Below are 1657 nucleotides of genomic sequence, written 5' to 3' on the forward strand. Positions count from 1 at the left end.
GAGCAAGCGCCTCGGTCCGCATGCCTGGCTGTGGCCCAGCGTCGGCGTCGGCCTCAGCCCTTGCCCAGGGTCACTTCCAGCGCCCGGTCGCCCTGACCGGCCCAGCGCCTGATCTCGTCGTCGAGCAGGTGCAAGGTGCGCGGGTGTTGCAGGGCCCAGCTGCGTGCCAACACCAGCTTGACCTTGCCGGAGCGGGCCGGTTGCAGCGATGCCACCTGCTCGGGCAGCTCCATGCGCGCGTGATGCAGGATGATGGCCAGGCGCAGGCACAGCACCTGCGACATCAGCACCGTGTCGTGCTTGTGCTCTGCGAGCTTGATCAGCTCACCGCGCTGTCCCAGGGCCAGGGTGGCCAGGCGACGCAACTGCGACTGCGAGTAGCCTGACGCGTCGACGTGACCGAGCAGGTACGCGCTGTGGCGGTGGTGGTCGTGGTGAGAGACCATCATGCCGATCTCGTGCAGGGCGGCGGCCCAAGCCAGCTCGCGCGTGTGCTCGCCGTCGGCGCTGGCTTGCGGCTCGGCCAGGCCTTGCCAGAGGGACAGCGCTCGCTGGCTCACGCGCGCCGCCTGGGCCACATCGACCTGAAAGCGCCTCTGCAGCTCGCGCACCGAGGTGTCGCGCGGGTCGGGCTGGCGGTGGTCTCGCGTGGCCTCGATGCGGTCGTCCAGATCGAAGATGACGCCCTGGCGCAAGGCGCCACGTGCAGGGCGCATGACCTCGATGTCGAAGTGCTGCGAGAGCGTGTAGAGGATGCTCAGGCCGCCACCGAGCACGGCCTTGCGCTCGGGCTTGAGGCCGGGCAGGGTGAGGTTCTCGGCGTTGCCCGCTTCCAGGCAGCGCTCGATGCACCAGCGCAGGCCCTCGGGTGTGATGCTGCCGTCGGTGATGCCGTTGGCTGTCAGGATCTGCGCCACGGCGCCCACCGTGCCGGACGAACCCAGGGCCTCGGTCCAGGCCTCGCGCGGGAACAGGGTGAGCGCTTCTTCGAGTTCGGCGCCAGCAACGATCTGGGCCGCACGGAAATTCTCGGCCGTGTAGCTGCCTTGTGGGAAGTGCTGCATCGACAGGCTGACGCTGCCCACCGCGAAGGACTCGACCTGGCGTGCGCTGCGGCCAGTGCCCAGGATCATCTCGGTCGAGCGCCCGCCGATGTCGATGACCAGGCGCGGCAGCTCGCTGGGTTGCAGGCGCGAGACGCCCTGGTAGATCAAGCGGGCTTCTTCGCGGCCGGAGATGACCTCGATCGGACTGCCCAGCACGCGGTTGCCACGCTGCAGGAAGGCGTCGCGGTTGCGGGCTTCGCGCAGCGTTTGCGTGGCCACGGCGCGCACTTGCCAGGGCTCGAAGCCTTTGAGGCGCTGGGCGAAAGTGGCCAGGCACGCCAGGCCGCGCTGGGTGGCTTCTTCGGTCAGCATGCCCCGGCTGTCCAGGCCGGCGCCCAGGCGCACCGTCTCCTTGAGGTAGTCGATGCGCTTGTACTTGCCTTTGCTGACCTGGGCGATCTCCAGGCGGAAGCTGTTCGAGCCCATGTCGATGGCCGCGAGCAGGTCGGTGGGGCGGCTGGTCGGGCTGGTCCCGGTGGTGGCTTTGGCCTGGCTCTTGCTGGCCACGTTGCGCGGTGCGAGGTTCATGGGGCCCTATTGTGGCCGCTTAT

The 1657-nt window shown here is 69.0% G+C and carries 1 protein-coding gene; it reads right to left on the minus strand.

Annotated features, from left to right (window positions below; genetic code table 11):
• Positions 1–53: 53 nt before the first annotated feature.
• Complete coding sequence (locus tag B2W70_RS10540; RefSeq protein ID WP_349677449.1) at positions 54–1634, minus strand: Ppx/GppA phosphatase family protein; 1581 nt, start codon at positions 1632–1634, stop codon at positions 54–56.
• Positions 1635–1657: the final 23 nt, after the last annotated feature.

Source organism: Aquabacterium sp. UBA2148, assembly GCF_002328915.1.
GTDB classification, from domain to species: Bacteria; Pseudomonadota; Gammaproteobacteria; order Burkholderiales; family Burkholderiaceae_C; genus Aquabacterium; species Aquabacterium parvum.

Coding starts and splice junctions, on each gene's coding strand:
- B2W70_RS10540 (WP_349677449.1), bottom strand. CDS start 1,634: ATGAACCTCGCACCGCGCAACGTGGCCAGCAAGAGCCAGGCCAAAGCC.